Raw genomic sequence first — 26,166 nt, 5'->3', positions numbered from 1 at the left:
TCAGAGCATATTTATCATTTCAGAAAATGATTCCTCTTATTACAGTGAAACCATATCAGTAAAATAAGTAGTGGTGTATTTATGATCAAGTAAAATTAAAGCAAGCAAAACAAAGTATAAGCCCTTTAAATATTCATAACGAAGAAATACATTCGAATAACTCACTGTATCAATAAAAAAGACAATGGTTAGAACCAAAAAAGACAAATCGACAGGATTGCTTCTGTATTTTCTTAAAATCAGAGAAAATAGCCGCAAATAAAATAGCAAAAACACTATGGTGCCAAGGATACCAACTTGCAGAAGCAACCATATTAATGCCATTCTTCCTCCATACCTTACTCCATATTCATTCTCCATTGATCCTTCCCGGGGATTGTATTTCGACTCAATCAGCTTACCAGCTCCATCTCCAAACAGCATTTTATGTGAATCTGCCTCTAATGTATAATTGATGAAATGGATCAAACCATCTTTTCTTCTCATCTCAGATTTATCACGACCTCCGGAGCTGGTATAATTATTCACATAATTTGCAATGTAATTCAAATCAAAACTGCCCCAATTACTTTGTTCTGGATTTAAGGTTTTATTGGTTTTTGCTGTAAAGTAAAATATACCGGCTCCCATTAAACAGGCCACCAATACCTTACTTAAAAATTTTCCGGAATAAACCCTTCTCTCTAACTTAACAAATAGAAACCCACAAATTATCAGGACTAATGGAATAAAAATGAGAATTGCCCGTTTGCTTCCAATTACTCCAAGAATGCTAAAGCAGATAATATATATCAGATATTTTCTCTTGTTTTCGAAGAGATACAGGCTAAATAAGATTGTAATGACAAATAGAGGGAAAATTGCAGACACACTTCCTGCATTTATAGATAAGGTTCCAATTCCTCCATGTTCGGATTGCCCTATCAAAAAGAATTTTATAATTACTGCGGGAATTTGAATTGCAATAAGCAGTTTGATAAAGGAAATAACCTTTGAAATTACCAAAATGCTGTTTTCATTGATCAAAACAATAAAATACAAATAGGACAAGCTAGTATATACCAAAAAGTAGAGTAAGGAAAAGGTATCAATTTTATTCACAAATGAACTGATTACCGCTAGTCCTGTAAATCCAACAAACCACCATACAAAAGGGTATTTTATCTGATTGCCTTTAGACACAAATGTGTAAATAAATAAGACTCCGCTAACAAAAGGTATTCCTATTTTATAGATACCGGAATTGATTCCCAACAACTGAAAGATTCCAGTCATAAAAATCAAAGTCCAGTAAAGATTATGAAACGCTAATTTAAGCATTGTCCATCAACCTGTTTAGATACGGTTTAAAGTTTCCATTTACGATTTTGTCCCAACGGTAATCCTCCAAAGAACTTACAACAGAATCATATTTGAAGAGATGTCTTTTTTGATGATATTCCTGAAGTGCTTCATAGAATGACTCAGAAGTGTCGCGGCAAAGAATCCCATTTTCCTCGTTTATTAAATTGGAATTCTCGACAGTGGCAGTACCTATGCAAACCATGCCTGCAAGAATGTACTCAAAAGTTTTAGTTGGAGGCTGAAAATCAAAATATGGAGTAATAGGAATGTAACAGACTCCAATATTGGATTCTCTATAATAATCAAGAATTTCAGTTAAGTTTTTCCTCCCATGGAAATGTACAATTTTAGAAAGGTTTAACTCTTTAATCGCATCCTTAAGCAAACGTTCTTCTTTTTCAGATCCAAAACCAAAAATGTTGTAGGAGCATTCAATCTCATCCCCATATTCCTTATAAAACATTGAAAACCCAATCACTGTTTCCTGTAATCTCCGGTGATTTAAAGTTCCTACATACAACAACTTAAGTTTATTATATCCACAATTGCTATCTTTCAAAACCTCAGCTCCTAACGGCAACCAGTGACATTTTGAAGAACTGATTTTCAGATGATTAATAAGACCTTTGGAAATAATTGTGATATGGTTGAAGAAATAACTTTCAAAACGAAGCCGCCAATTCTGAATTGTATTAACTAAATAGTTTTCTTTAACTGATCCGGTTCTTATATCTAAAACCAATAATCTCCTTCCTGAAAATATTTTAAGCAGAGAGCAGAACTTAAAACTATACAAGAAAATAATGTCGTAATGCTGTTGTCTAAATTCTCCGAATATAAATTTCAACCACCGTATATATCGTAAAATCCGGTTGCCATCAACAGGTAAATATTTAACCGTAACACCTGATATGCTTATTTTCTTTAAACCTTCATCAAAACACAAAAATGTAATTACGTACTCATCTTTCAAGTATCTGCAGTAGAAATAATAATCAGTAAGATATCCAAACTGACTTGGTGAAATAAGGAGCAACTTCTTCTTTGTCATCTAATATCTATACAGGAACAACTTAAAATATGAACTAGTATATCATATCATACATAACTTCATAAGACGAAATCATTTGTTTATGAGAGAATTTCTCCATAACAATCTTTCTACCGGTTTTACCTAAATCCCTCATCTGTTTTTTATCGCCAGCCAATTCGACGATACAATTTGACAGCTCTTCAATTTGATGCAAACCTACAATTTTTGCACAAGTACCATTTTTGGTAATTTCTCTAAAAACAGGTATATCTGAAATTATAACAGGTAATTCACAACTCATCATTTCTAGTAAAGCCAATCCAAGACCTTCATAAGAAGATGGGAAAATTCCGATATCCGCTTGATGCAAATATTTCAAAACATTATCCTGCACACCATGAAAGTGTACATTATCTATCAAATGATTTTCTTTGCAATATTCCTCTAATTGCTCCTTAACTCCAACACCCAGAAAACACATTCTAAAATTCGGAAATTTCTTTTTTAGTAAAGGCAATGAACGAATAATATCCCAGTGGTTTTTTGCAGGTAAAAACCGACCAACATGAATTAACACCGGATAATTTGTACTCTTTTCTGCATTGCCGTTAACAGGTATAAAATAATCAATATCAATGCCATTTAAAATGACAGAGGAATTCGAAAGTTTTAATTCTTCCTCCATTGTTTTTCGAACTTCTTCACTAACACAAACCAATTTAAAATTCAATAATTTGTATGTTAACATCTCTACATTCCTGTCAATACGGGAAAACCAATAGGATGATTTGTAATGCCCTCCCGAAGTGTGAATAGTAGCAATTCTATTTTTTACAGGCAGGTCTTTAATAACGGACAGAATCCATGTTCCAACTCCCCAAAAATGAGAATGTATTGTATCCGGTGCGATCTCTTTAAGTATTCTTCTAAATTTTACAAACACTTTCGGGGAAAAAAGCCAGAATCTCGATTGCAAAGGTACCCCCAGAGAAATCACCGTTACACTTGTATTGTTCTTTAGCTTTTCAGCCAACGGGACTGCATCGAAAATTGTGATAACATACACCTTATATTTTTGCTTGTTTAAATGGTTACAAATGGTAATACAAACATTCTCTGCCCCGGCAACTCTCAGCGAAAATATTACATGAACTATTTTTTTCATAACAACAAAAACTCCTAAAAACAAACCTTATTAGTTGATTGATTAAAAATGCATTACACTTGGTTTTTGAAAAGCAATAAGATTAAGTTTTTTATTGGTGAGATACAGTTTTAATATTACTACTAAAGATATTTGTACCAACTGGGCAATAAAAATAATTTCGAATCCGGCACTTTCGTAAAACAGAAAAATCAGCAGCAAATAAATTAGGGACAAAACGATAATAATATAGAGTATTTGTCTGTGATACCCCAAAAAATTGGCTGCAGGATGAATACCCATAAATATTAATCCCACAAAGAGATTAAAAATGGCAAAATCCAAATAGTAAATATATTTCAAGTACTCTTCACTAAATACTATTCGAACCATAAATTCATCTAAAGCAATAAAAATTATATAACCTGCACTAAAAAAAAGAGTTAGGAATAAGAAGGATTTTAGCAATTTAGACCTAAGTTCTTTGAAATTATTTTCAGCAATTAATTCGCTGATTATTGGTGAAATTGTAATTGAAACCGGACCAGCCATTCTATTGATTAATCCAGTAATAACTTTAATCATTTTAAAACAACCAGCATAACTTACACCAAAAAAACCTGAAACAATCATCATATCAGCCTGAAATATAATTGTATCAAAAGATGAAATTAAATTGGAATAGAATGAAAATTCGAAAATATCCTTGTATTTATTTTTAATTAGCTTAGTGCTTTTTCTTAAAAATCCAGTTAAAGAGTCGGATTTTAAAACCTTGTAAAAAAATAGATTTAATGTAAAATCGTAAACAATTTCTCCAAATGCAAAGGCAATTATAATATAAACAAAACCAAGATCGAGCCAAAAAACAATCAATACAAGGATTAATTTAACGAATCCGGCAACGAACTGTGATTTAAAAAACAAATTGTATTTGTCATGAACACGAAGATAACCTGTTGCTGTTCCGTTAAGTTTTGTTAAAATACTCAGCAAATGAATTTGGGCACAATACTTATACATCTCCGGTAAATTAATTGTGCGGTAAATAATTTCCAGAAATATAATTCCAAAAACAAAAGCTATAATTGCCGTAATTAAATCGAGCCGAAAAGAAAATTTTAATAAAGATTGAATAAGATCTTTATCATCCTTTATTCTTGGATAGTATTTAATTATTGTTTGCCAGGTTTGAAAATTTAATAATGCTGCAACGGTTAGCGTGTAAGACTGAATAATACCAATAACTCCAAATTCATCAATACTTAAATTTTTAGCAACAACTGCAAGAACCAGAAATCCAAAAAATGAGGCTACTATATTTGATGATAAAAGTATGGCTCCTCCCTTTAAGATTCTTGTATACATCCCATCAAATTGAAAAATTTCCAGTTCAAAATCAATACAATTATTTTATTGAGAAGAATAAAACAGTCATCACACTTTCGCTTATGATTGTTTTTATAACCGCCCGTCGACAAGATGACGTGGATAGATCGCTTTAACATCATAAATTACAGAATCGTGGCCATTTTTCAGGTTCTTTATATCAACCTTCCGAATTTCATCGTGAGCAACCGCTGCAACAATAGCATCGTACTTATTCCCATTCAGGTAAGGTATTATTTTCAAATTATATCTTTCCCTAACCTCAATAGGATTGGCCCAAGGATCATAAACCTCAACATTACAGCCGAACTCCTTAAGTTCCTTAATTAAACCTATCACTTTCGAATTTCTGATATCCGGGCAATTTTCCTTAAAGGTTATTCCCATCACCAAAACATTTGATCCGGGAATACGGAAACCTTTCTTAACCATTTCCTTGATAACATTAAATGCAATGAACAAACCCATATCATCATTTAATCTTCTTCCTGCCAGTAAAATCTGAGGATTATACCCAACTTCCAAAGCCTTGTGAGCTAAATAGTATGGATCAACACCAATACAATGCCCGCCAACTAAACCTGGTTTAAATGGTAAAAAATTCCATTTGGTGGAAGCGGCTTCTAAAACTTCATTGGTATCAATCCCTAGTTTGTTAAAGATTACTGCCAGCTCGTTTACAAATGCAATATTTATATCGCGTTGTGAATTTTCAATAACCTTTGCCGCTTCAGCTACTTTAATTGATGATGCCTTATAGGTTCCGGCTGTAATAATCGATTTGTAAAGCCGATCAACAAAATCAGCCATTTTTGGTGTCGACCCGGAAGTAATCTTACAAATTGTTGTAAGAGTGTGTACTTTGTCCCCTGGATTAATTCTTTCCGGAGAATAACCGCAATAAAAATCTTTATTATAGATTAAACCGCTGTATTCCTCCAACACAGGAACACAATCTTCTTCGGTTGCACCTGGATATACTGTAGATTCATAAATTACAACATCGTTTCTTTTAAGTACCTTCCCAATGTATTTAGAAGCATCAAAAAGAGGTGTTAAATCCGGATGATTATTTTTATTTATTGGTGTTGGTACCGCAACGATATACACATTATATCCTCTCAACTGATCGGGATCGCTGGTGAATTGCAAATGAACGGATGATTTGAAATTATCAGTCCCCATATCTTTTCTCCAATCCAGACCCAATTTCAAGTCAAGCACCCTTTTTTCGTTGATATCAAATCCTAGCGTTGGATATATTTTACCAAATTCCACTGCTAAAGGCAAACCAACATACCCAAGTCCGATAACGGCAATTTTCACATTTTTCATCTGAGTATAATTTGTTTTTTAGTTGTCGGATAGCCTGTCCTGATAAATCAGGAGAACTTATCAGGCTCGTGTGTGAGTTAATAATTATTAACTCCTGAACGTTTCAACCATTACTTTATTTACACATAAAACATCAGGAATATCACACATTTCTTGTGGTGATTTGTATCGGTTTACTAATAAGCTGCTTAATTTTTTTGGAAATTTTTATCAAAAAAAAGTTAAAAGATAAATTTCAAACAGTTTCTAAATATCTTTCTGATTTACTCCATTTAATTTATAATTCCTTACCCATTCCTTTTTTTGTTTTATTTCAGTCAAATCTCTTAACTGATAAATTCGTTCAATAATATCAACAACTTTCAAACCTTCCAATGCATTGGTGGCTATAACTCCATTATTTTGAATCTTATCAACCACATTTGCAATCACATAATGATGATTTTGAGCAGATCCTTTATAAGCTCCATAATCTATTGGAGGATTAGATGGTTTTAGTTCCGGCATAACGTAATTTTCTATGTCACAATAAACAACCTCATTCATATACTGACCAGCAACTTTAATTGTCCCCTTTTCACCTATAATGATTATAGAACTTTCCAAATTTCTTTTATAGACTGCAGTTGAATAATTTAAGCATCCGATTCCTCCATTTACAAATTCGAAACTCACAACACCCGAGTCCTCAAAATCCGTGAGCTTAGCGTGTTTAAAATCCTTAAATATTCCTTTCACATTCTTAATGTCTCCAAACAGCCAATACACGATGTCAATAAAGTGTGAAAATTGTGTAAATAATGTTCCACCATCCTCTTTTTGCCGTCCTCTCCAGGAATTTGGTTGATAATATTGTTCATCCCGGTTCCAAAAGCAGCTCAATTGAACCATATAAATCTGACCTAAACACTCCTGATTCATAATCTCTTTCAGCCATATTGCCGGTGGGGAATATCGGTTTTGTTTTACAACAAAAATATGCCGCGACACCTCGAGAGACTTGTACAACATCCGCTCAGCTTCAGATTTACTTAATGCCATTGGTTTTTCGCAGACCACATGATATCCCATATTAAGAGCATTTATAGACATATTGGCATGCAAACCATTAGGCACACACACATTAACAACATCCATCTCTGTATGATTTATCAACATCTCATCATAATTCCTATAGAAAGGAATGCCTGGAATATAAAGTTCCAATTCTTCCAATGGCAACAGATCACAGCAAGCAACTATTTCAGCATCATTATTACATCTGATCATCTCCAGATGCCGCTTCCCAATGTGCCCCATCCCAACAATTCCAAACCGAATTTTTCTCCTTTTCATCATCACCTATAACACCATTTTACAAACAAATCTGCACAGAAGCATAATGTTGGTTAACATCTATAATTCAATCATTTAATCTCTCTCATGATTGAATAAATTTAGATCCTATTCCAATATACTCACTCATTCCTCCACACCATTTCATCTTTAATAAAATATTCCTGACCACTTTCCCAGCAAGTTGCGAACCCATTTTTATCAAAATTCAACCTATGTCCATATTCACTTACCCAACCAATTTGTTTAGATGGGTTTCCTACAACTAAAGCATAATCTTTAACAGATTTTGTTACCACCGCACCTGCTCCTACAAAAGCATATTTACCAATTTCAGTACCACAGATAATTGTTGCATTGGCTCCGATACTAGCTCCTTTTCGGATAATCGTTTCTTTGTAATCTTTCTTTCTGATAACGGCCGACCTTGGGTTAATTACATTAGTAAAAACCATAGAAGGTCCCAAAAACACATCGTCTTCACAAATTACTCCGGTGTATATGGATACATTGTTTTGCACTTTTACATTTTCGCCCAAAATAACCCCCTTAGCTACCAATACATTTTGTCCGAGATTACAATTTGGACCAATTGTGCATCCACTCATTACATGGCTAAAATGCCAGATTTTTGTTCCTTGCCCAATTCTACAGTCTTCATCAATTACAGCAGATTCGTGGGCAAAATAGCTTTCTTCCATTTAAATTTATTATTTGAAACAGGAACATTTATCAGGATATTATTCATAATTGTTTTAATGGAATCAGTGATAAATTTCAATTCATCCACTTTTATTTCCGTATGTATTGGAATTGACAAAACTGTTTCACTTAATCGTTCCGACACAGGTAAACTGCCCATTGGATAATTCGGACTGCAATATGCTTTTTGCAGATGAAGAGGAATTGGATAATAAATCATTGAAGGAATGCCTCTTTTTTTCAGTTCATTTTGCAGTTTATCTCTTATATACCTAATATGAAATCGATCACTTAAGTCAATTTTAAGAGTAAACTGATTGTAAACATGCGTTGAAAAATTTGAACAAAAAGGAGCTGAAATACCCCGAACAGATCTCAATTGACTATAGTAATAGGCTGCTGCATGTCTTCTTTTTTCAGTAAATTCGTCCAGACAACGAAGTTTAATTCGCAGAATGGCCGCTTGAATACTATCCAATCTTGAATTGCAACCAATAACATCGTGGTGGTACTTTATTCTTTGACCATGATTAGCCATCATTCCGGCTCTGGCTGCTAATTCGTCACTATTTGTAAATAACGCTCCTCCATCACCAAAGCATCCCAGATTTTTTGATGGAAAAAAAGATGTTGTTCCAAAATCACCTATAGTTCCAGCCTTAGCTGACCTTCCATCAGAATAATGGTAAACAGCTCCAACAGCCTGTGCTGCATCTTCAACAATCTTTAAATTATATTTTTCTGCAATATGGGTTACTTTTTCCATATCTGCGCATTGACCAAAGAGATGTACAGGAATAATTAATTTAGTTTTTTCTGTAATTTTCTTCTGTACATCATTAACATCCAAGTTAAATGTGTTAGGATCTACATCCGCAAATACAGGCTTCAATCCAAGTAATGAAATTACTTCTACGGTTGCAACATAAGTAAATGATGGAACAATAACTTCATCTCCTGGCTGCAATTGCAGAGCCATAATTGCCAATTGCAAAGCATCGGTGCCATTCGCGCATGGAATAACATGCTTTACGCCCATCCATTGAGCGAATTCCTCAGAAAAACAGCTTACATCCGGGCCATTTATAAATTTACCTGATAGTAAAACTCTATTTATTGCTGAATCAATTTCATCTTTTAATCTGGTGTATTGCCCGATCAGATCAACCATCACAATCTCTCTACCCATATGATTTTTTTTTTTACAAAGTTTCAAGTATACGACTACAACATCAAAATTACAGAATGATGTAATATGTTAAATTAAATTTAAAGGAGGGAGAAGGAATAGAGAGAGGTTTATTTAAGGCAATAAAACCCTAATAAAGAAAAGATTTGGGCATACTTCGTTTCCTCAATCCCACGAAATAAAGAATGGGATTGAATTGTTTCTTTCTCCAAAGCTTTGCTTTGTGAGCTGAAATTCACTGAAACAAAATTGGGCTAATATTTTATTTCTTAATAAAATTAGAAAGCAAACAATTACTTAATTTCGATCTTCGCAGTTCATGTATCTTATTTGTTTTCTGTTCGCAAGTAATACAAGTTCAAACCATTTTGAATAATAATCAATGAAAAAATTGTTAAATCTGTCGATTTAAATGAATTCTTTTACAGAATATTGTTTTCCTTCCATAAAACACCCTTATCATTCCATAAGAAAAATTAAACAAATACTCTGTAAACATAGTGTTTATACCGTTTTCTCATCTTTTGTAATTGATTACAAATGGATTTGAATCTAAAATTCCTTTCCGCTTTATCAAATATCTTTTATTCCTGAATTTATTAATTAGATATTTTCGTTTAAAATTAATTTTATACAGCAATTCATCAATAAAACTGCCTTCTCTCCAAACTTTATCCTTCTCCGCCTTTAGGTCTCTGTATACAGAATGCACCGCATCCCATTTTTTGTAATAGTAGATCTCATCTAACCAATAGAGTTTTCCCCTACCCTTTTCTTCAACTTGCCTCTGAAGAAGATTTACATTCTCTCCAGGATCAACTTCCAAATCATAAAGTTCTTCTTTTTTACCCCTCTTATTGAAGATATACTTAAAATTGTCCTTAACGACTGCTAATTTTCTATTTTCCTGCAGAAAATATTGAGTATCAACAAATACATGATCATTATGAATTATTTTACCTTCAAGAATTATATCCATCAACTGAATATGGCTGGTAGGGAATTCAATTGTTTTGTTGTGATCAATCCTAGGTGTAATCAAAGGAACTTTAACCGCACTTTCATAAAGATGAAATCCATATACCGGAACCCCTTTAGACATATTCATATGACCATGATCAGAAGTAATGTAAATGGAATCATCACTAAAATGTTTCCGCATTTCACCAACAAACTCATCAAAAACTTCAATATCTGAGTCATAGCATGCTTTACCATACAAAACATGTGGAAAATGAACCCAGATAAACACTTTAGTCTCAATAATTTCTAGAACTCCATCAACAATTTTACTCAATGTCTCCTGAATAACAGCCTCCTCATTGATTCTCTTTATTCGTTCAGAGCCAACTTTTTGCTCAATATCCAAATTATGAAAATTCGTCTTCTCTCCGTATATTTTGGTATATGGAACCACATTTTGAAACCAACTTTCACCCCAAAATATATGGCATGCATATCCCTTACTCTCCAGAATTCGAAATAATGATTCTCCTTTAAAAACTTCAACTTCAGTAAATTCCTTTCTGTCCAATTCATGACAGTATTTTCCTGTGAACATTGAAGAGTATGACATTGCTGAGGTTGCAGCGGCAGTGTAGTGCCGGTGAAAAATGGTTCCCTTATCCGCCAACTCATCAATATTTTTAGTTTTCCACAATTCACTGCCATAACAACCTAATGCTGCTGTTCTTAGCGTATCTTTCGAAATCAGAAGTATTTTTTCTTTCACATCAGTTCGTTTTAATATTCGTAAATTAGCGACACTTTAATTATCAGTTTCTGCAATAAGTTATGGCAGATGATTTAATATCCGGGAATAATACCATTTTACAGACAAATTTGCACAGAGGTATAATGTCGTCCCGGGTTCTCGAGACTAAAACTCAATTATAATCAGATTCTTTGGGAGAAATGATTGAGTAAATTTAGATACTAACTGGTATAAATGCAGAAGAGGCAAAAAACATGGTTCAGATTCCTCCATTCTGTTAAGTAACTATTTTTAGAAATCATTTCTAATTCTACTACATACAAGTTCAGAACATATATTGTAAAAAACAAATATCAGCCTGATAATGGAAATTATCAAACATATATTTTTCATACAAAAAGAGCCGTATCAATCAAGATACAGCCCCTTTCCATCCTATTATTTTTGCGTTTATTAATTATTTAGCTTCGTATGCTCCAGCATCTAAATCAGACGAGCTCCTATTTTTATCTTCCATATCCTTTCGAGGGAAATCAAGAATTCCAACTGCAAAATTGAGCGCTTTAGAACCTGAAATCAGATGAAAATCTCTATCTGTAAAGTCTGAAAAACCAAGATCCCCGCTACTTACCAGATTTTGAGATTCAATAAATGGATTCGATGTTGAAACATCGACATAATTAATATCTCCATCGGTTCTAATTAGTATATTTCCTAAAGATTCTAACTCACTTTCCATGCTTTTCCAGGTATTGGCATAAATAACAGGTTTGTTGCCGGATAATAAAGTATTAAATCGGACTGTAACTTTTCCAAGAGGCGAGTCTTCATTTGACATGTAAAGACTAATTGCATTTTCGAAATTATCAAAGATCACATTGTTTTCAATTAATAATGTGCCATAAAAAGCAGAATGATCACTTGAGAAAGATATGCCACTGGCTTTTCCATCATAAATTTTATTTTTCGAAATGGTTCCATAAGATCGTACACTAATTCCTACTCCTTTACCATCTTCCGAACCACATTTAGATATGGTATTTCCTTCAATCATAAAATTTTTCCCGCACAAATAAATACCGTGCGGAGTGTGTCCGTCTATATTAACAAGACCCACTTCATTAATTATATTACCCAAACACTTAGTATTAATATGATCTTCCCCAGCAAATATTCCTATTCCTGAAACATTATAAATCTCATTTCCTTCAATTAAAATGTCATCGGAGCTTTGGCCGGCTTGTAAAAAAATCGCATGCGATTGCAGATTCCTGAAAATACAATCCCTAATAATTACGTGATCTACAGTCTTAATTAAAAGAGCAATATCGGACATGTTTTCAAATGTACAGTTGCGTATTATCAAACTATCATTTTCATGACCATCAATAATCAAGGTTTTATTAAAAGTCTGATTTTCAATTATTGGTCTATTCTCAGTATTAGTGCCACCAGTAGTGTCTGCAACTGTTGTACCGTCATTATTCTCGTCAACTATTGGTTCAACAACCTCGGTTGAATCCTGCTCTTCAACTAATTCATCATCACAACTTGCAAACGAAAACCACATGGTCAATATCATCATTACTGCAATCACTCTACTCTTATTTCTCATTGATATTATTATTAAAGATAGTTTATTTTCTTATTATATTTTTTGCAAAAAGACACCTCATTCCAAACTATTCGTTTAGATTATTAATCAAATATTAACCAAAGTTTGTGGAATAAAACTGCTGTAATCACTCTGGATGATTCAACATTAAAATATCGTGAGGGGTAAAAAACTGAATGATTTTGAGGAATTCAAAACCTTTCTTTTTATTGGAAGGGTTATCAAAATGAGCTTTCTTTTGTAAGCTCTTAAAGCGGAATCCAATATATGATCCTTTCTCTTTCAATTTTGCCATCTGTAATTAATTAGACATTTTTCAACTTCACAACTCACTTAGAGAATTCTGTGCCAAAAAAATTTCATCCACTGGGTTGAAACTTTCTAAGGCATTTAACGGACGGGAAATGTGAATGTTACAAAAGTTTAAGTATTTTTAATCAATCTAAACAACAAAAATTCAAATTTATATAGTGTAGAAACAATCCACAGTGCGTGAAAGTACTACACGAATCGAAGTGACTAATTATCATATCAATAAGCATTTCAGGTGAAACATTTTATTAGCAACTTTAAGTATAAGACTGATTCATTAAAATCAAGCAATTTTGTATTGATGGATTTTTTCTTAATGCTGATGCAGGATTTGATGCGCAGGAATTTAGAAAACATTGTTACATCTGTGATGTAATTGATAATATTGATCAAAATAAGCGCAATGGTAGAATGACGTTTCATTCTTTGACGAATTACTTTATAAGCAACGGTTTGTGATTGAAAAAACCAATATACGGTTAGATGTTTTTAAATCGATACCTGTACGTTTTGAAACAAAAAAAGCATTGGTCAGCTATGAATATCTTTGCATTTATCATTATTTTACTTCGACACCTTTAAACAACTTCGTTAAATCGAATCCATTTTTTCCCCAACGAAATATCAATTATTGATACATTTAAATTTATTATTGCTCTTCCATCGATTGCATAGGATTCTTTTTATTTTTTTAACATTTTTTAGTTCGGTTGAAACCGAACTAAATGTATATTTGTTCCAGAAAAATTTAAGAAAAATGAAAAACAGGAAAGATTTGGAAGAGGAAAAGAAATATTTAGTGGAAAAGTTTGGTCTGTTTATGGAGGGACAAGAAAAGTTATCGCCTATCGGAGCGAGAATTTTCGCTACCCTTTTCATCAATAAAGAAAATGGAGCCACTTTTGATGATTTGGTTCATTTTTTAGGTGCCAGCAAAAGTACGATCTCCACTAATCTTCAGAGTCTCACCAAATCGAATATGATTGTGTATTTTACAAAACCTGGTGACCGGAAAAAGTACTATACCTTATCACCTGTTGGATTCATTTCTAGAATTGAAGAAAAAATAGCTGATTATAAAACAGAACACTTTTTGGTTGGACAGATATTAGAGTACAAAAAAACAGCCAATGGGATTATTAAGGAAGAAGACCAGCAGCCCTATTTAGACTACTTATCAAATACTGTAAGACTTCTGGAACAGCTTCGTGATCAAATAAAAGCGAAATGCCCAATAACTAATTAAATATGAGGTAAATAACACCAACACCTAAACAAATTTGGACTTGCACAATCAACAAGTTCGCTATATATAGAACTAAAGGAACTAATTAAAAACAATTTATACATTTATTCAAATCATGAAAAGAAATTACATCTTAGCAAGTATGGCCATTATCCTACTTGGTTTATCATCTTGTAAGGATTCATCACAACCACAAATGGCTCGTGGGCCAATGCCATTCCCTGTACAATCAGTGAAAAAGGAAAACATTACTATTTACACAGAATATGCTGCAAATATAGAAGGAGAACAAAACATAGAAATTCGTCCTAAAGTGGATGGTTTTATTGAAAAAATTTATATTGATGAAGGCAGCCAGGTTAAAGAAGGACAGATTCTGTTTAAATTATCTGCCAAAACTTTAAATCAGCAAGTTAAAGCCGCCGAAGCAAATGTTGAAGTAGCAAAAGCTCAGGTGGTATCAGCACAAGTTGATGTGAATAAAATAAAACCTTTGGTAGAGAAAAATATCATTAGCGCGGTACAATTAGAAACATCTGAAAGCAATTTGAATGCTGCAAAAGCTCAGTTGATAGCTGCAAGAGCAGATTATATGAATGCCAAAGAAAATTTAGACTATACTATTATCAAGAGTCCGGTTGACGGAATTGTTGGAAGTATACCTTATAGAATTGGAAGCTTAGTTGGTCGTACAGAATCTCAACCACTTACTACAGTGTCCAATATTAGTAATGTATATGCTTACTTCTCATTAAACGAGAAACAATTATTACAATTCAACCGACAATTGAATGGCAATAGTGTTAAAGATATGATTAAGGCATTACCTGAAGTTGAGTTAATCCTTGCTGATGGATCAATTTACAATCAAAAAGGGAAAATTGAGACCATTAACGGAATGGTAAACCCAAGAACAGGAAGTGTTAGCTATCGTGCAATTTTCTCAAATCCAGACAATTTATTACGAAGTGGTATTAGTGGAAAAATAAAACTGCCATCTAACATAGATCAGGCAATTATTTTACCGCAAAAATCAACCTTCGAATTGCAGGGAAAACATTTTGTTTATCTTCTTGGTAATGAAAACAAAATAGAGTCTAAAGAAGTATTTGTTTCAGAAACTCTCGGGAATGATTTTATCATTGAAGAAGGACTTACTGAAGGACAAGTATTTGTTGCCGAGGGATTAATCAAACTTAGAGAAGGAATGCAAATACTTCCACAAACCGGCTCTTCAACTCAACCAGACAACAGAGCATTTTCCAAAAAATAATATCAGGTTTTTAAACTGTAAATAAAAATCACATTTCATGTTAAGAAAATTTATTGAACGGCCGGTATTGTCGACTGTAATATCTATACTCATTGTAATTTTGGGAGTTTTAGGGCTCTCTACTTTACCAAGAGAGCAATTCCCTGATATTGCACCTCCAACCGTGCAGATTTCTGCTACTTACCCTGGTGCCAATGCAGAAACTCTGCTGAAAAGTGTTGTTGTTCCCATAGAAGAAGCCGTTAATGGTGTAGAAAACATGACCTACATGTCATCTACTGCCAGTAACGATGGAAGTGCAACCATAAGTGTTTACTTTGAATTAGGAACCAATGCTGATATTGCAGCAGTTAATGTTCAAAATAAAGTAGCAACAGTAAACAGCAAATTGCCGCAACAGGTAATTCAAACTGGAGTAACCACAAAAAAAGTTCAGAATAGTGTTTTGATGTTCTTTTCCGTTTTTACCGAAAACGAAGATTTAGATGCAACATTTATTGAGAATTATGCTCGTATCAACCTAATCCCAATGATCAAAAGGGTTAATGGTGTAGGTGATGCCAGCGTTTTTGGCTCACGTGATTATTCGATGAGAATTTGGTTGAAACCTGAAAAAATGGCCGCTTATGGTCTTACTCCTCAGGATGTAGTCAGCGCCTTGAATGAGCAGAATTTGGAAGCTTCTCCTGGTAAATTTGGAGAGAATTCATCTCAGTCATTCGAATATGTTATTCGCTACAAAGGAAAACTTTCTACAAAAGAAGAATACGATAATATTATTCTTCGTTCGGAAGGTAACAGTGATTTCCTTCGCCTGAAAGATGTTGCAAAAGTTGAGTTGGGTGCCTTTAGTTATGCTACCAATAATATTACCAATGGTCATCCATCGGTAGCAGTTGCGGTATATCAAACTTCAGGTTCGAATGCACAGGAAATTATTAAAGAAGTAGAACGCACACTGCAATCTGCTAAAAAGAATTTTCCTAAAGGAGTTGACTATGTGATTCCATTCAATACCAATGAATTCTTAGATGCATCAATCAGTAAAGTAATCTCTACCTTAATTGAAGCATTCCTTTTGGTATTTTTAGTGGTTTTTCTTTTCCTTCAGGATTTTAGATCAACCTTGATTCCTGCAATAGCAGTTCCAGTGGCAATTGTTGGAACATTCTTCTTTCTGAACCTCTTTGGCTTCTCTATTAATATGCTGACACTGTTTGCTTTAGTGCTCGCAATTGGTATTGTTGTTGATGATGCCATTGTTGTGGTTGAGGCGGTTCACGCCAAGCTTGATCACGGTGCGAAGAGTGCTAAGAAAGCTACTATATCGGCCATGAGCGAGATTACCGGCGCAATTATTTCCATTACTTTGGTTATGTCGGCAGTGTTTATTCCGGTATCCTTTTTAAAAGGTTCAACAGGAGCTTTCTACCAACAGTTTGCAATCACACTTGCAGTTGCTATTGTAATATCAGCAATCAATGCATTAACCTTAAGTCCTGCATTGTGTGCTCTTTTACTTAAGCCACATAAACCAAGTGAAGAGCATAAGCAAAATTTACTAAAAAGATTTTACACTTCATTCAATACAGGATTCGATGTAATGACTAATCGATACGCTAACTCGGTTCGCTATTTAATTCAGAGAAAATGGTTAACTGGTGTAATATTAGTCGTTTTCATCTCTTTGGCTGGATGGTTTTTCAAAACTACTGCAACAGGATTTATACCAAACGAAGACCAAGGAGTTATTTTCTGTGACATCTCATTACCTGCCGGAAGTACTTTGGATAGAACAGGTGAAGTTGTTTCCAAAGTAGAAGCAATTATCAATCGTATTGATGTTGTTCAGGAAAAAATGTTTGTAGTTGGCTTTAGTATGTTAAGTGGCTCCAGAGGTGGCTCAAAAGCTTTCGCTGTAATTAAATTGAAAAACTGGAAAGAACGAAAACAGGACAATCAAAAAGTAGATGCAATAGTTGGGCAATTATTTGGAATGACAGCTGGAATAAACGAAGCTCAAATTCTTTTCTTTGCACCTCCAACTGTTCGTGGTTTTGGTAATTCTGATGGTTTTGAAATGCGTTTGCAGGATAAGTCGAATGGAGAATTTGACGATTTGATGGCCAAAAGTGGTCTATTTCTGGGTGCATTAAACCAACGACCGGAAATTAAATATGCGAGAACTTCTTTTAATACAGGATTCCCTCAATATGAGATGGAAATAAATGTAGAGAAAGTAAAAGAAGCTGGCATTTCAGTAAATTCATTGTTTTCAACCCTTCAGGGATATTATGGAAGTTGGTATGCTGCCGACTTTAACCGGTTCGGAAAACAGTACCGTGTGATGATTCAGGCTGCTCCCGAAGATCGTGAAACCCTTGAATCGATGAATAATGTGTTTGTTAAAAATGCTCAAGGTGAATTGGTTTCGGTAAGTCAGTTTGTAAACATGAAAAAAGTAAATGGTCCTGATGTTGTTAACCGTTTCAACCTTTTCAATTCAGCAACCATTAACGGCAATGTGAATCCTGGTTACAGTACCGGGGATGCCATTAAAGCTATTCAGGAAGTTGCAGCAGAAACATTACCATCAACCTACGGGTATGAATTCTCTGGAATGACACGTGAGGAACAAAAAGCAGGAAATCAAGCTATTTTAGTTTTTGCACTGAGTTTGATATTCGTGTATTTCTTACTTGCAGCGCAGTATGAAAGTTACATATTACCCTTCTCCATTATTCTATCACTTCCTATCGGGATATTTGGAGCCATCTTTTTTGTGAAGATGATTGGATTAGAAAACAACATTTATTTCCAGGTGGCCTTGATCATGTTAATTGGTTTGCTGGCAAAAAATGCCATCCTGATTGTGGAATTTGCCTTACAGCGTCGACGTCAGGGAATGGAATTGATGCAGGCAGCCGTTGAGGGAGCAAAAGCACGTTTACGTCCTATTTTAATGACTTCGTTCGCATTTATTCTGGGAATTGTACCATTGATGCTCGCAAATGGAGCCGGTGCAGTTGGGAACCGCTCAATAGGTACAGGTGCTGTTGGCGGAATGTTAATTGGAACCCTGTTTGGTGTGTTTGTAATTCCTGCCTTCTTCGTGATTTTCCAGACAATTCAGGAAAAAATTACAGGAGCGCCAAAACCGGAAGACAGTGAATTGGAAACTGCAGAATAATATAGAGAAAGAAATGATGAAGAAAAGATATATAATACTTAGTCTGGTTGTAACGGCATTCAGTCTGCAATCCTGTTTTGTTGCCAAAAAATATCAGCAACCGGAGCTAGAGAATTCAGATCAGTACCGCAACGTTTCAACTACTGATTCAGCGACTCTTGCCAGCATGCCTTGGGAAGAATTGTTTACCGATGCGAACCTGCAAAGTTTAATTAATAAAGCTTTGGATAACAATTTGGATTACTTGATGGCAATTGAGCGTGTAAATGCTGCCGAAGCCTATTACAAACAAGGAAAAATGGGTTATCTGCCTAGTCTTAGCATGAGTGCTAATGGGGGGCATTATGAAGCATCAGACAACAGCCTGACTGGAATTGCGGCAGGCGGAAATGGTGCCGAATACGAAAATTACCAGTTAACAGGTACAATTTCATGGGAAGCCGATATCTGGGGAAAAATCAGAAGCAACAAAAGAGCAAGTCAAGCAGGTTATTTGCAAAGCGAAGCTTCGCGAAGAGCTGTAGAAAGTTCTTTAGTTGGCAATTTGGCATCTGCTTATTTTCAGTTAATTGCCTTAGATGCTCAGGTTGATGTTGCAAAACAAACAGTAACAAACAGAACTGAGAGTTTGGCAACAATGAAAAGCCTGAAAGAAGCCGGACAAGTTACCCAAGCTGCTGTGAAACAAACTGAGGCACAGTTGTACAGCACTCAAATTCTTCTTTTAAATTTAGAAGAAAATGTGAATCTATTAGAGAACACTATTTCTCTTTTGCTGGGACAAAATGCAGGAACTATTGTTCGTGGAAAACTCGACGATCAAAAGATTACGGCTGAATTGCAAACTGGTTTTCCTGCACAGCTTTTAAGAAACCGACCAGATGTGATGGTTGCTGAATATGGCTTGATGAATGCTTTTGAGCTGACCAATGTTGCCCGCAGCAATTTCTACCCTAGTTTGAGTATTAGTGCAAGTGCAGGTTTGGAAAGTATCAATTTCGATGATTGGTTCAGTACGTCCTCTTTATTTAGCAATGCGATTGGGAATCTGACCCAACCACTTTTTAACAAACGAAACATCAGAACCCGATATGAAGCAGCCAAAGCACAACAAGCCGAAGCACGTTACAATTTTCAAAAATCGATACTAAATGCCGGAAAAGAAGTATCTGATGCATTGTACAGCTATCAGTCTGAACAAAAGAAATACGAAATCCAGAAAATGGAATTGGAAGCTTTAAAAAAGGCTGTTGAATATTCTGAAGAATTGCTGAACAACGGCTACCAAAACACGACTTATATTGAAGTGTTGACAGCTCGCAGCAATGCCCTTTCTTCCGAGATTAATACCATCGATACAAAATTCCAACAATTAAATTCCATCGTTAAATTATACCTTTCGTTAGGTGGTGGATGGAATCGTAAGTAAGATTTAATAGTGGGTTGATTTTGACCGGATTGCATCGGTAGGATGATTTTGAAGTTAGTTCTTCAATTTAGCAATCCGGTCAAATCTTATTTTATATTTGATTTAGCATATCAATTAAACAGCAGTATATTGGCTTAAAGCTGGCATACTGCTGTTTTTTTGTGGTTAATTCACTTTTGAAGTCAGCCTGTCATCATCCTTAACCGCAGCTTATTCAATACTGCCAAACTTTATAATTTCATAGTAGAATCCGGTAGATTGCAAACCTGAAATTTTCATTATCAGATTCCAGTCATCTGGAAAAGAAGCAACACTATCTGTCAGTTCAGTCAAAAATGATGTTTCGCTCAACTTATACAATGCTTCCGATTTGCCAAATGGCAGAAAAGAAACAAAAAACATGATTTTTTTTCCGTCGTAAGCCGAAATATTGGAGACTATTGCGTAATCATTCTGGAATACCGATCGATCAGGATTGTTTAGAGAAATATACTCTGTGGTATCTTGTTGTTCATTTAAAATAAAAATTGCCGGGGGTAAGTTGGAATAATGAAACCCTGTTTTTGCGAAAAAAGGATTAAGTACTCCCAAAGTGCCAAAATCGCCTACAAAAATCAGGTCATTCATCCGAACATCACTTAATGATAATTCCGAAGCATATTTCATACTGAATGGTTTGTGCGCTTTTTGAAAAATTTGTACCAACTGAAAAAAACAGTTGGGGATTTCTTCACCAAAATAACTTTGCCCCAATTTTTTCATACTGGCTTTTTGCTCCGGATTTTTATCCAGATAGGCCATAAAGTCGTTTTGGCTGTTTATTTCCGGATTACGAACGTAATTGAAGCTGCTATCCGGGAATCGCGTTTTTTGCATCATAAAATAATCACCCAAAACGATCATCAGCGGGTTTTCCGATTGCAAATAGTAATCCCAAACCGGATTTTCAGTTTCTATTTTTTGAGTGTTAAAGTTTCTATTGCCTGAAAAATAAAGGAATGCAAAAATCAACATCAGAATAAAAGAAACCGGAAATAAGAATTTGAGACTCATCGAATTTGGTTTTACTTCTTTCAATTCTGGTTTTTGCTCAATTTTTTCTGTTTCTGTCACTTCAAATACAACACGATAACTCCCCTTAGGAATTACAAACCGCACAGCATCATGATTTCCTTCATCCAGATAGTAAGAATTGAGCTTTTTACGCAGATTGTAAATATTGGAACGCACAATAGAATCCGATCCGGGATCGAATGAAGCATCACGTCCGAAAACGTCAATGGCAATAACTGTTTCTTTTAGAATTTTATCTTCGCGTGTTGCGCTTACCAAATAACGAAGCAATCGAACATCGTTCGCAGATGTAAAATACTTGCTGCCGGCAATTTTACTCAGCCAGAAATTGTCATCGAAATTGTTACTCATGGTAGATATTACGGTTGTCCTGCGAAAGTTACTAAATCATTTTAAATAACACATAAAAACAAAAAATGAATAGGTCAATAACAGTTAATGACAGAAAATAACAGCCTGTTTATAAGACTTTCGTTTATATTAGCAAAAAAAAGTTATGCGACTTCCTATTTCATGTATTGCTCTTATTATGGCATTGCTGGCTTGTAACAGGCAAAAAGAAAATGCATCCAATGAATTGGTTCCTGAAAGTTCCAATGGCTGGGAATATGCCGATTCAGTCAGAAATGAAATACAGTCTGCAAAAATCCCAACAGATACTTTACGTCTGATCGATTTTGGATCTAAAGATGATTCTCAAAGAATCCAGAAAGCAATTGACCATGTTTATGAGCTTGGTGGTGGTACAATTCTAATTCCTCCTGGAATTCATTATACCGGACCTATTGTTCTGAAAAGTAAAATAAATTTGTATTTGGAAGAAGGTGCTGAACTCAAATTTATAGCGAAACCTGAAATATATCCGTTAGCTTACAACTGGTTTAACGGCATTCCATGCATGAACTATTCATCCATGATTTATGCAAAAGATGCAAGCGACATACAGATAAGCGGCAAAGGTATTATCGACGGTCAGGGAAACGATCCTGTATGGAAAAGCATGAAATTTCATGAAAGAAAAGATTGGGAATTATTGAAAAAGCTGGAAAATACTAATGTGAAACCCATCAACCGTAAATTTGGGAATGGCCACTCTATCCGCCCGGATTTGATTACTTTTTTGGAATGTTCCCGAATAAATATTTCGGGAGTAAGCATTAAAAATGCCCCTTTTTGGGTTATTCACCCAATTTTATGCAAACATGTAACGATTAAAAAGTGCTTAATCAGCAGTCATGGATACGACCAGATTGGAATTGGATTGGAAAGCAGTGAAAATATTCTTGTTGACAGTACAAAATTTCAATTTATTGACGATGGAGTAAAGATTCTTTCTGGGCGGGTTAAAATCCCAAACAATCGTGCTTCAAAGAATATCGTAATCCAAAATTCAGTTTTCGAAAATGTTCTTTATTCAGCAGTAATTATCAGCTCTCAAACACAAGCCGGAGCCAATCATATTTTCCTGTCTGATTTAAAAATTGACACAAGCGAAACAGCTTTGCGTATTTTCGCCAATGCCGGACTAAAGGGAAAGCTCCACGAGATATTTTTAAAAAATATTCAGGCAGATCAGATTACCGGTTCATTTTTACTTAGCAATATTAACAACAGTTCAAACCTATCCGATTCCAGCCCATTGTTATATAATATTCATCTCGATAAAATTAATGCCGAAAATTGTGGCCGGGCTTTTCTTCTTAACGGCCACAGTAAAAATTTGATTTATAATGTAAATGTCCGTGATTCCAAGTTTTCTACCTTTAAAGGTTCATTTGTAAAGAACCTGCAAAACATGAGCTTTTCAAATGTTCAGGAAAATGAGGAAAATTATTCGGGAACAAACACGGTTGGGAACATTCAAATTCCAAAAATCAACCTGGAACATAACGAAGATGACATTTTAAATTCCAATAATATAAAATTCAACGATCTTCCAAAATCTGTGAAAAATACGCTTGCGGCTAATTATCCTCAGATTCCTGTCAATAATATTGACCAAATGATAACCCAATCAAATATTATCTACAACATTAATTTGAAACTCGAATCGTCAAAAGAACTGCGGCTCTTAGTTCTGACCAACGGGAAGATCATGCGATCCGAATCAGATATTACATTTGGTGAATTACCTAAAGCAGTTATATCAGCTTTGGAAACTTATTTAAAGATCACTCCTGCCCCCCTCATGATCAATGAAATAAAGAAAATTGCCTTTCAGGATTTCGCATATTTCGAAATTAAAGGAGAGTACAACCAAAAATTATTCGCCGTTGGAATCAATAATAACGGAGATATAATTGAAGAAAAACAGAAAATAATCACTACTTATTTTTCGCCGGCCAAATCAAAGTAAAAACAAAAATACAACCCTATAAAAAGTACACACAGGAGAATGAGTGTAATTTGGGAGTTTTATATGGCAACAAAAAACAAATCATAATCATAAACACATGAAAAATATTTATTTGATCTCAATGATCATGGTTCTGACAATAACTTCTGTTTCAGCAAAAAACAGGCAAACAACTCAGGATTATTTGAGTCTGAAATGGAAACAGGTATCAACCAAAATGCCTGCCGAATGGTATGGAACCGAGGATGCGAAATTGGTGGCAGAAAACGTGTTGCTTAGTCAAAAAGAAATTGGAGGATGGGAAAAAAACAAGCCTTATCATCACGCATTTTCTGAATCAGAGAAAGCTCATTATATTCAGGATAAATCTGAAATTGGCGCCACATTCGATAACGGTGCAACGATATCAGAACTGCGGTTTCTGGCTAAAGTATACTCTCATTTTCGTGATGACCGATACAAACAGGCATTTGAAAAAGGACTTAACTATATTTTTATTTCGCAATACGAAAATGGCGGATGGCCACAGTTTTATCCTTACAAAGGTGATTATGCAGACCATATTACCTATAATGATGATGCAATGGTAAATACCATGAAATTTTTGTTTCAAATACTTGACGACAGTAAAGAATTTTCTTCCTTACAAATAAATAAAAACCAACAGGACAAAGCCAAAAAAGCATTCGACAAAGGGATTCAATGCATTCTTAAAACCCAGATTGTTGTAAATGGTCAACCAACAGTATGGTGTGCTCAGCACGATGAAAAAACATTCGCTCCGGCTAATGCACGTGCATACGAATTGGCATCGTTTAGTGGTAGCGAATCGGTCAATATAGCACTTTTATTAATGAAGATAGATATGCCTTCCAAGGAAATTATTGCTGCTGTTAATGGAGCTGTAAAATGGTTCGAGGCCAACAAAATAGAAGGAGTAAAATTAACGCAGGAAACAGATAAAAACGGGAAGAAGAATCGAATTATCGTTAAAGATAAAAATGCTTCCCCATTATGGGCCCGTTTTTACGATTTAGAAACAGGCAAGCCTTATTTCTGCAGCCGCGACGGAATTAAAAGAAACTCTCTGGCTGAGATTAGTTACGAACGCCGAAATGGTTACGGCTGGTATACCAATACTCCTGAAAAACTTCTGATAAAATATCCTGAATGGAGAAAAAAAGTAAATGCAAAATAACTGCCAAACCAGCACCATATCCTGCAGATAATAACTTTTTACAGAGAATTATGATTTCACTTAAAAATATCATTAAACTTTTACCTCAATTTTTTCTGGTACTGTCCTTGCATGCTCAGGAATGTGATGTTCCTTTTAAGGTACATTCTCTCTTTAAGTTTGATCAGCCCGAAACTCTGGGACTCCATTTCGCCAAGGGGCTTGAAACAATCACAATATTTGCACCGCAAAGCAACGATAATAAATACAATCACGGAGTAGTACTGTTTCCGTTTAAAGGAATGCTTTATGCACAATGGCAAAGTTCATTGGTTGATGAAGATGGTGAAGATACTCAGGTTTTTTACAGCAGAAGTAAAAATGGAAAAGACTGGAGTAAACCATCTGCATTAACCAAAAAATGGAAGCACGGAATAAAAACAAGCGGTGGATGGTGGAGTGACGGAACTACCCTTGTGGCTTATATTTGTAATTGGCCCAATAACAACGGGGGAGCTAAAGAAGGTTATACCGAATACATTACATCTACCGATGGGACACATTGGAAATCGCCAAAACCTCTTACACATAGTAATGGACAACCTGTTTTAGGAATTATTGAACAGGATGTTCATGCATTAAAAACCGGCAGACTTATTACCGCTTTTCATATGCAGCCCGGATTGATAGTTACACCATTTTATACTGATGATCCGCTTGGTGTATCGGGTTGGACATCCGGAAAAATGATTAACATGCCTGCAAACAATAAAAATATAAGCCGGGAAATTGAACCCAGTTGGTTTTACAGAAAAGACAGCACCATTGTCATGATTTTCCGGGATCAAGACAATAGTTTTAAAAAACTTGCTTCAATTAGCAAAGACAATGGTTTAAGCTGGACTACACCTGTAATTGTTGACACACCAGATTCCAGAGCGAAGCAGAGTGCAGGAAATTTACCCAACGGCACAGCCTTTATGGTTAATAATCCTTCGGGAAACAAAAGTCGATTTCCTCTTGCAATCACTTTAAGTAAAGACGGTTTTACATTTGATCATGCTTACTTACTGCGCAGCGGTAACGAAGATCTTCAGCCCATGAGATGTAAGGGAAAATACAAGCGAATTGGATACAGTTATCCCAAAAGTGTGATCTGGGGTGATTACCTATACGTATCCTATGCTACCAATAAAGAAGATGCAGAGTTAACCAGAATTCCGATTGACAGTTTGCTCTGGCAACAGGATCAGCTGCTTAATGAATAGCTACATGCCGGACACTTTTTCAATGAAAAAACGCATTAAAA

General features: G+C 34.9%; 19 protein-coding genes. 7 read left to right on the top strand and 12 right to left on the bottom strand.

The genetic code is table 11. From position 1 onward, the window contains the following. Positions 1-39: 39 nt before the first annotated feature. The 11 genes from BZG01_RS09125 to BZG01_RS21545 form a co-directional block, all read right to left on the bottom strand. A complete protein-coding gene (locus tag BZG01_RS09125) occupies positions 40-1,320 on the bottom strand; it encodes a hypothetical protein (RefSeq protein WP_101309525.1) in 1,281 nt (426 codons plus the stop codon). Continuing rightward, entirely contained in the window at positions 1,313-2,395 is a 1,083-nt protein-coding gene (locus BZG01_RS09120) for a glycosyltransferase family protein (protein WP_101309524.1), read from the bottom strand. Before BZG01_RS09120 ends, BZG01_RS09125 begins: the two co-directional genes overlap by 8 nt. Positions 2,396-2,429: 34 nt before the next feature. Then, positions 2,430-3,542 (bottom strand): glycosyltransferase, encoded by a 1,113-nt coding sequence (locus BZG01_RS09115; protein WP_101309523.1) that lies wholly within the window; start codon positions 3,540-3,542, stop codon positions 2,430-2,432. Between the two features lie 42 nt (positions 3,543-3,584). Then, the gene (locus tag BZG01_RS09110) at positions 3,585-4,889 is read right to left on the bottom strand and encodes a lipopolysaccharide biosynthesis protein (protein ID WP_101309522.1); all 1,305 of its coding nucleotides are present in this window, start codon (positions 4,887-4,889) and stop codon (positions 3,585-3,587) included. A gap of 93 nt (positions 4,890-4,982) precedes the next feature. Continuing rightward, on the bottom strand, positions 4,983-6,245 hold the full coding sequence (locus BZG01_RS09105; protein ID WP_101309521.1) for a nucleotide sugar dehydrogenase: 1,263 nt from the start codon (positions 6,243-6,245) through the stop codon (positions 4,983-4,985). Between the two features lie 246 nt (positions 6,246-6,491). Further along, on the bottom strand, positions 6,492-7,583 hold the full coding sequence (locus tag BZG01_RS09100; RefSeq protein WP_245870328.1) for a Gfo/Idh/MocA family protein: 1,092 nt from the start codon (positions 7,581-7,583) through the stop codon (positions 6,492-6,494). Between the two features lie 119 nt (positions 7,584-7,702). Beyond that, entirely contained in the window at positions 7,703-8,281 is a 579-nt protein-coding gene (locus tag BZG01_RS09095; RefSeq protein ID WP_101309519.1) for an acyltransferase, read from the bottom strand. After that, positions 8,245-9,471, bottom strand: coding sequence for a DegT/DnrJ/EryC1/StrS family aminotransferase (locus BZG01_RS09090; protein WP_245870326.1), 1,227 nt, complete (start codon positions 9,469-9,471; stop codon positions 8,245-8,247). The genes BZG01_RS09095 and BZG01_RS09090 overlap by 37 nt, the downstream gene beginning before the upstream one ends. Positions 9,472-9,988: 517 nt before the next feature. Continuing rightward, complete coding sequence (locus BZG01_RS09085; RefSeq protein ID WP_180327271.1) at positions 9,989-11,203, bottom strand: sulfatase-like hydrolase/transferase; 1,215 nt, start codon at positions 11,201-11,203, stop codon at positions 9,989-9,991. Positions 11,204-11,642: 439 nt separating this feature from the next. Continuing rightward, complete coding sequence (locus BZG01_RS09080) at positions 11,643-12,800, bottom strand: right-handed parallel beta-helix repeat-containing protein (protein WP_101309517.1); 1,158 nt, start codon at positions 12,798-12,800, stop codon at positions 11,643-11,645. A gap of 127 nt (positions 12,801-12,927) precedes the next feature. Then, on the bottom strand, positions 12,928-13,095 hold the full coding sequence (locus BZG01_RS21545; protein WP_180327270.1) for a hypothetical protein: 168 nt from the start codon (positions 13,093-13,095) through the stop codon (positions 12,928-12,930). A gap of 774 nt (positions 13,096-13,869) precedes the next feature. Between BZG01_RS21545 and BZG01_RS09075 the strand changes: the two genes are divergently transcribed. The 4 genes from BZG01_RS09075 (at position 13,870) to BZG01_RS09060 (ending at position 20,250) form a co-directional block, all read left to right on the top strand. Continuing rightward, positions 13,870-14,358, top strand: coding sequence for a GbsR/MarR family transcriptional regulator (locus BZG01_RS09075; protein ID WP_143470870.1), 489 nt, complete (start codon positions 13,870-13,872; stop codon positions 14,356-14,358). Positions 14,359-14,473: 115 nt separating this feature from the next. Next, the gene (locus BZG01_RS09070; RefSeq protein ID WP_101309515.1) at positions 14,474-15,631 is read left to right on the top strand and encodes an efflux RND transporter periplasmic adaptor subunit; all 1,158 of its coding nucleotides are present in this window, start codon (positions 14,474-14,476) and stop codon (positions 15,629-15,631) included. 37 nt (positions 15,632-15,668) lie between these two features. Beyond that, positions 15,669-18,821, top strand: a complete 3,153-nt coding sequence (locus tag BZG01_RS09065) for an efflux RND transporter permease subunit (RefSeq protein WP_101309514.1) — start codon at positions 15,669-15,671, stop codon at positions 18,819-18,821. Further along, on the top strand, positions 18,799-20,250 hold the full coding sequence (locus tag BZG01_RS09060) for an efflux transporter outer membrane subunit (RefSeq protein WP_218973066.1): 1,452 nt from the start codon (positions 18,799-18,801) through the stop codon (positions 20,248-20,250). The genes BZG01_RS09065 and BZG01_RS09060 overlap by 23 nt, the downstream gene beginning before the upstream one ends. A 210-nt stretch (positions 20,251-20,460) precedes the next feature. Here the strand turns inward: BZG01_RS09060 and BZG01_RS09055 are convergent, their stop codons facing one another. Then, a complete protein-coding gene (locus BZG01_RS09055; RefSeq protein ID WP_101309513.1) occupies positions 20,461-21,675 on the bottom strand; it encodes a helix-turn-helix domain-containing protein in 1,215 nt (404 codons plus the stop codon). 145 nt (positions 21,676-21,820) lie between these two features. On the opposite strand from BZG01_RS09055, the gene BZG01_RS09050 reads away from it, so the two are divergent. From BZG01_RS09050 to BZG01_RS09040, 3 genes are all read left to right on the top strand, one after another. Beyond that, on the top strand, positions 21,821-23,680 hold the full coding sequence (locus BZG01_RS09050) for a glycoside hydrolase family 28 protein (RefSeq protein ID WP_101309512.1): 1,860 nt from the start codon (positions 21,821-21,823) through the stop codon (positions 23,678-23,680). Positions 23,681-23,777: 97 nt separating this feature from the next. Next, positions 23,778-24,878: a pectate lyase gene (gene pelA / locus BZG01_RS09045; RefSeq protein WP_101309511.1), complete on the top strand. Its 1,101-nt coding sequence runs from the start codon at positions 23,778-23,780 to the stop codon at positions 24,876-24,878. Further along, entirely contained in the window at positions 24,851-26,125 is a 1,275-nt protein-coding gene (locus BZG01_RS09040; RefSeq protein WP_218973065.1) for a sialidase family protein, read from the top strand. Before pelA ends, BZG01_RS09040 begins: the two co-directional genes overlap by 28 nt. Positions 26,126-26,166: the final 41 nt, after the last annotated feature.

The sequence above is a fragment of the Labilibaculum manganireducens genome (assembly GCF_002843385.1).
GTDB classification, from domain to species: Bacteria; Bacteroidota; Bacteroidia; order Bacteroidales; family Marinifilaceae; genus Labilibaculum; species Labilibaculum manganireducens.
The sequence above is the reverse complement of the archived record's forward strand: the minus strand, read 5'-3'. Positions and strand labels throughout refer to the sequence as shown.

Bases quoted from the DNA above. Each gene is read 5' to 3' on its own strand.
- BZG01_RS09125 (WP_101309525.1), bottom strand. From the start codon at position 1,320: ATGCTTAAATTAGCGTTTCATAATCTTTACTGGACTTTGATTTTTATG.
- BZG01_RS09120 (WP_101309524.1), bottom strand. From the start codon at position 2,395: ATGACAAAGAAGAAGTTGCTCCTTATTTCACCAAGTCAGTTTGGATAT.
- BZG01_RS09115 (WP_101309523.1), bottom strand. From the start codon at position 3,542: ATGAAAAAAATAGTTCATGTAATATTTTCGCTGAGAGTTGCCGGGGCA.
- BZG01_RS09110 (WP_101309522.1), bottom strand. From the start codon at position 4,889: ATGTATACAAGAATCTTAAAGGGAGGAGCCATACTTTTATCATCAAAT.
- BZG01_RS09105 (WP_101309521.1), bottom strand. From the start codon at position 6,245: ATGAAAAATGTGAAAATTGCCGTTATCGGACTTGGGTATGTTGGTTTG.
- BZG01_RS09100 (WP_245870328.1), bottom strand. From the start codon at position 7,583: ATGATGAAAAGGAGAAAAATTCGGTTTGGAATTGTTGGGATGGGGCAC.
- BZG01_RS09095 (WP_101309519.1), bottom strand. From the start codon at position 8,281: ATGGAAGAAAGCTATTTTGCCCACGAATCTGCTGTAATTGATGAAGAC.
- BZG01_RS09090 (WP_245870326.1), bottom strand. From the start codon at position 9,471: ATGGGTAGAGAGATTGTGATGGTTGATCTGATCGGGCAATACACCAGA.
- BZG01_RS09080 (WP_101309517.1), bottom strand. From the start codon at position 12,800: ATGAGAAATAAGAGTAGAGTGATTGCAGTAATGATGATATTGACCATG.
- BZG01_RS21545 (WP_180327270.1), bottom strand. From the start codon at position 13,095: ATGGCAAAATTGAAAGAGAAAGGATCATATATTGGATTCCGCTTTAAG.
- BZG01_RS09075 (WP_143470870.1), top strand. From the start codon at position 13,870: ATGAAAAACAGGAAAGATTTGGAAGAGGAAAAGAAATATTTAGTGGAA.
- BZG01_RS09070 (WP_101309515.1), top strand. From the start codon at position 14,474: ATGAAAAGAAATTACATCTTAGCAAGTATGGCCATTATCCTACTTGGT.
- BZG01_RS09065 (WP_101309514.1), top strand. From the start codon at position 15,669: ATGTTAAGAAAATTTATTGAACGGCCGGTATTGTCGACTGTAATATCT.
- BZG01_RS09055 (WP_101309513.1), bottom strand. From the start codon at position 21,675: ATGAGTAACAATTTCGATGACAATTTCTGGCTGAGTAAAATTGCCGGC.
- BZG01_RS09050 (WP_101309512.1), top strand. From the start codon at position 21,821: ATGCGACTTCCTATTTCATGTATTGCTCTTATTATGGCATTGCTGGCT.
- pelA (WP_101309511.1), top strand. From the start codon at position 23,778: ATGAAAAATATTTATTTGATCTCAATGATCATGGTTCTGACAATAACT.
- BZG01_RS09040 (WP_218973065.1), top strand. From the start codon at position 24,851: ATGGAGAAAAAAAGTAAATGCAAAATAACTGCCAAACCAGCACCATAT.